Here is a 4888-nt window from a genome sequence, read left to right on the forward strand (position 1 = left end):
GCGCGCTTCGAGGAGCGAATGATGATGACGAAGCCTTCCGTTTCCCGCGTCCGGCGCGCCGCGCCCGGATTGTGTGCGCTGGTCCTGTGCGCGGCCGCATGGACCGCGCCGTCCGCGCAGGCGGCCGATGCGAAACCCTGGCTTGACACGTCGCGCACGTTCGAGGCGCGCGCCGCCTCGCTGGTGGCGCAGATGACGCTGGAGGAAAAGGCGGCCCAGATGCAGAACGCCGCGCCCGCCATCGAGCGTTTGGGGATTCCTGCCTACGACTGGTGGAACGAGGCGCTGCATGGCGTGGCACGCGCCGGCCAGGCGACGGTGTTTCCCCAGGCCATCGGACTGGCGGCCACGTTCGACGTGCCGCTGATGGGCGAGATCGCGACCACCATCAGCGACGAAGCGCGCGCCAAGCACCATCAGTTCGTCCGCGATGGCCAGCATGGCCGCTACCAAGGCCTGACGTTCTGGTCGCCGAACATCAACATCTTCCGCGATCCGCGCTGGGGCAGGGGACAGGAAACCTACGGCGAAGATCCCTACCTGACAGCGCGCATGGGCGTGGCGTTCGTGCGCGGCCTGCAGGGCGACGACCCTGTCTATCGCAAGCTGGACGCGACCGCCAAGCACCTCGCCGTGCACAGTGGGCCGGAGGCCGACCGCCATCACTTCGATGCGCGTCCCAGCAAGCGCGACCTCTACGATACCTACCTGCCGGCCTTCGAGGCGCTGGTGAAAGAGGGTGACGTGGACGCGGTGATGGGGGCCTACAACCGCGTCTACGGCGAATCCGCCAGTGCCAGCAGGTTCCTGCTGCGTGACGTGCTGCGTCGCGACTGGGGCTTCAAGGGTTACGTGGTGTCGGACTGCTGGGCCATCGTCGACATCTGGAAGAACCACAAGATCGTCGCCACCCGCGAGCAGGCCGCGGCGCTGGCGGTGAAGAATGGCACCGAGCTGGAATGCGGCGAGGAATACGCCACGCTGCCTGCCGCGGTGCGCCAGGGCCTGATCAGCGAAGCCGAGATCGACGACGCGGTGACGCGGTTGTTCACCGCGCGGATGCGGTTGGGCATGTTCGATCCGCCCGAGCGCGTACGGTGGGCACGCATCCCGTACGCCGTGAACCAGGCGCCTGCGCATGATGCGCTGGCATTGAAGGCGGCGCGCGAATCGCTGGTACTGCTGAAGAACGACGGCATCCTGCCGCTGTCGCGCACCCTGAAGCGCATCGCCGTGATCGGGCCGACCGCCGACGACACCATGGCGCTGCTCGGCAACTACTTCGGTACGCCGGCTGCGCCGGTGACGATCCTGCAAGGCATCCGGGATGCCGCCAAGGGCGTCGAGGTGAGCTATGCGCGCGGGGTGGACCTGGTGGAAGGTCGCGACGATCCGGCCGCGACGCCGCTGATCGAAGCCGCGTACCTGCGGCCGTCCGCCGACTCTCCGGAGCGCGGTTTGCGCGGCGAGTACTTCCGCACCCAGGATCTCTCTGGCTCCCCCGCGCTGGTACGCACCGATGCGCAGATCGGCTTCCGCTGGGATCGTGGTTCGCCGACCGACAACCTGCAGGCGCGCGGCGAGGCGGGCCCGGGGCAGGGCGTGCCGAACGACCGCTTCAGCATCCGCTGGAGTGGCCAGCTGCTGCCGCCGGTGTCCGGCAGGTACCGGATCGAAGCCGCGGCCGACGACGGCTTCCGCCTGTACGTGGACGGCAAGCGCGTGCTCGACCACTGGACCGACAGCGACCGCCTGCGCAGCGACGGCGTGGAACTGGACCTGCTGGCCGGGCGGGCGTACGACCTGCGGCTGGAGTACTACGATGCCGAGCGCGATGCGGGCGTGCGCCTGGCCTGGCGCATGCCGGGTGCGAAGCCGCCGTTCGAGGAGGCGATCGACGTCGCCCGCAACGCCGATGTGGTGGTATTCGTCGGCGGCCTGACCGGTGATGTGGAAGGCGAGGAGATGACCGTCAACTACCCGGGCTTCGCAGGCGGCGACCGCACCGATCTGCGCCTGCCCGCCACGCAACGTGCCCTGCTCGAAGCGCTGCACGCCACCGGCAAGCCGGTCGTGCTGGTGCTGACCGGCGGCTCCGCGCTGGCGGTGGACTGGGCGCAGGAGAACCTGCCGGCGATCCTGATGTCGTGGTATCCGGGACAGCGCGGCGGTACCGCGGTCGGGGAGACCCTGTTCGGCGAGGCCAACCCGGGCGGCCGCCTGCCGGTGACGTTCTACACCGCCGGCCAGCCGATGCCGGCCTTCGACGACTACACGATGGAAGGCCGCACCTACCGCTACTTCCGCGGCACGCCGCTGTATCCGTTCGGGTACGGCCTGTCGTACACCCGTTTCGATTATGGCGAGTTGCGTACGGACGCGCCCACCGTCTCGCCGGATGGTCGCCTGCGCGTGCAGGTGGAGGTGGCGAATACCGGCAAGCGCGCCGGCGATGAAGTGGTGCAGTTGTATGTGCGTCCGCTGCAGGCCGCGGCCGGCGATGCGCAGCAGGAACTGCGCGGCTTCCAGCGCATCCACCTGGCCCCCGGTGAGCGGCGTACCGTGACATTCGAGCTGTCGCCGCACCAGGCGTTGCGCCGTTACGACGAAGCGCGTGGCGCCTATGTCGTGCCGCCGGGACGCTACGAACTGCGCGTGGGCGCGTCCAGCGCCGATGTCCGTGCACGCGTGCCCTTCGAGGTGGTGGCGCGATGACCGACACCTACCGCATCCCGCACGCCCTCCTTCCACGACGTCCAGGACAGCCGACGCATGGCCAGCACTGACCACACGCTCACGATCCGGGAAAAGCTGGGCTACAGCCTGGGCGACCTGGCGGCGAACCTGATCTTCCAGACGCTGATCACGTACCTGGCCTTCTTCTACACCGACGTGTACCGCCTGCCGCCGGCGACGGCGGCGACGATCATCTTCGTCGTGGGCCTGCTCGGCGCCTTCGTGTTCACGCCGCTGATCGGCATCGCTGCGGACCGCACGTCGACGCGGTGGGGCAGGTTCCGCCCCTGGATACTGTGGACGGCGATCCCGTTCGGCGTGCTGTCGCTGCTGGCCTTCAGCACGCCGGACTTCAGCGAGCGGGGCAAGGTCGCCTACGCGCTGCTGACCTACAGCCTGCTGGTGCTGGTCTACGCGGCGAACAACCTGCCGTACTCGGCGCTGAGCGGCGTGCTGACCGGCAGCATGGCCCAGCGCAACAGCCTGTCGGCGTACCGCTTCGTGGCCGTGATGATCGCGCAGTTCATCATCCAGGTACTGCTGATGCCGCTGGTGCTGATATTGGGCGACGGCGACCGCGTGCTCGGCTTCGAGCGCGTGATGACCGTGTTCGCGGTGGTCGGCACGGTCTTCTTCCTGGTCACCTTCGCGACCACGCGCGAACGCATCGTGCCGACGAAGGAGCAGTCCGCCGGGGTGATGCAGGACCTCGCCGACCTGGTGCGCAACCGGCCGTGGCAGGTGATGCTGGCGCTGACGGTGCTGGTGTTCATCAACCTCGCGCTGAAAGGCGGCACCTACATCTACTACTTCCAGTACTACATGAGCGAGGCGGCGTTGTCGGGCTTCCTCGACAACTCGGGTTTCAACGGCTTCATCGCGGCACTGAACGCCGCGCTCACCGGCCTGGGGCTGTCGGGCTTCACCTGGCCCGAGGATCCGGCCACGTCGGCGTTCAGCCTGTTCAACGGCAGCGGCATCCTGTGCATGATCCTCGGCATCGGCGTGTCGCGCCGCCTGGCCGACCGTTTCGGCAAGCGCGATGTCTTCGGTGGCGCACTGTTCGTGTCGACGTTGTTCCTGCTGGTGTTCTACGTCTTCCCGCCCACCGCGGTGGCACTGGCGTTCGGTGCCTTCATGCTCCACGGCTTCTGCTACGGCATCACCATCCCGCTGCTGTGGGCGATGATCGCCGACGTCGCCGACTACTCCGAGTGGAAGAACCATCGTCGGGCCACCGCCATCATCTTCTCCGCCATGCTGTGCGGACTGAAGATCGGCCTCAGCGTGGGCGGCGCGCTGGTCGCCGGCATCCTCGCGCACTACGGCTACCAGGCCGGTGCTGCCACGCAGCCCGACGCGGTCGTCGACGGCATCCGGCTGACCGTCAGCGTCTATTGCTCCATCCCGTTCCTGGTGGCGGTGGCGCTGCTCTTCGTCTACCGGATCGACAAGGGGATGGAGACGCGCATCGAACACGACCTCGAACAGCGTCGCCGCGCAGCGGGCGCAGCCGCATGACCCACACCCCACTGCCCATGAACGAAACCTCCCTGCACGACGACGCGCCGGCGCCCGACGGCACGCTCGAGCGACTGAAGGCGCGTGCGATCTCCCAGCCGCTGGTGACCCACATCTACACGGCCGATCCTTCGGCGCACGTGTTCGAAGGACGCCTGTACATCTATCCCTCCCACGACATCGACGGCGGTGGTGCCTTCGACGACGAAGGGGGCCACTTCGGCATGGAGGACTACCACGTGCTGCGGATGGACTCGCCGGAAGGCGAGGCCATCGACTGCGGCGTAGCGCTGCATGTGCGCGATGTGCCCTGGGCCGACAGGCAGATGTGGGCGCCCGACGCCGCACATCGCGATGGGCGCTATTACCTCTATTTCCCCGCCAAGGACGGCGGCGGCCTGTTCCGTATCGGCGTGGCGGTATCGGAGACGCCGGAAGGGCCGTTCACCGCCGAACCCGCGCCCATCGACGGGGCGTACTCCATCGATCCGGCCGTTTTCGAAGACGACGACGGAACGCACTACCTGTACTTCGGTGGCATCTGGGGCGGCCAGTTGCAGAAGTACCGCGACAACCGGCATGACGCGGCGAACGAGGAGCCGGTGGGCGAGGCGCCTGCGCTGGGGCCGCG

Annotated in this window: 3 protein-coding genes; all 3 read left to right on the forward strand. The window is 68.1% G+C overall.

Annotation, left to right across the window (positions count from 1 at the left end; all coding sequences use genetic code 11):
- Positions 1 to 24 precede the first annotated feature (24 nt).
- The gene (locus AC04L7_RS12375) at positions 25 to 2715 is read left to right on the forward strand and encodes a glycoside hydrolase family 3 protein (protein WP_435998677.1); all 2691 of its coding nucleotides are present in this window, start codon (positions 25 to 27) and stop codon (positions 2713 to 2715) included.
- A gap of 57 nt (positions 2716 to 2772) precedes the next feature.
- Positions 2773 to 4257 (forward strand): MFS transporter, encoded by a 1485-nt coding sequence (locus AC04L7_RS12380; RefSeq protein WP_435998675.1) that lies wholly within the window; start codon positions 2773 to 2775, stop codon positions 4255 to 4257.
- Between the two features lie 17 nt (positions 4258 to 4274).
- Positions 4275 to 4888: family 43 glycosylhydrolase (locus tag AC04L7_RS12385; RefSeq protein WP_475513104.1), on the forward strand; the 614-nt coding region annotated here is incomplete at its 3' end.

It is taken from the genome of Pseudoxanthomonas sp. LjRoot204_2, assembly GCF_056175765.1.

Bases quoted from the DNA above. Each gene is read 5' to 3' on its own strand.
- AC04L7_RS12375 (WP_435998677.1), top strand. From the start codon at position 25: ATGACGAAGCCTTCCGTTTCCCGCGTCCGGCGCGCCGCGCCCGGATTG.
- AC04L7_RS12380 (WP_435998675.1), top strand. From the start codon at position 2,773: ATGGCCAGCACTGACCACACGCTCACGATCCGGGAAAAGCTGGGCTAC.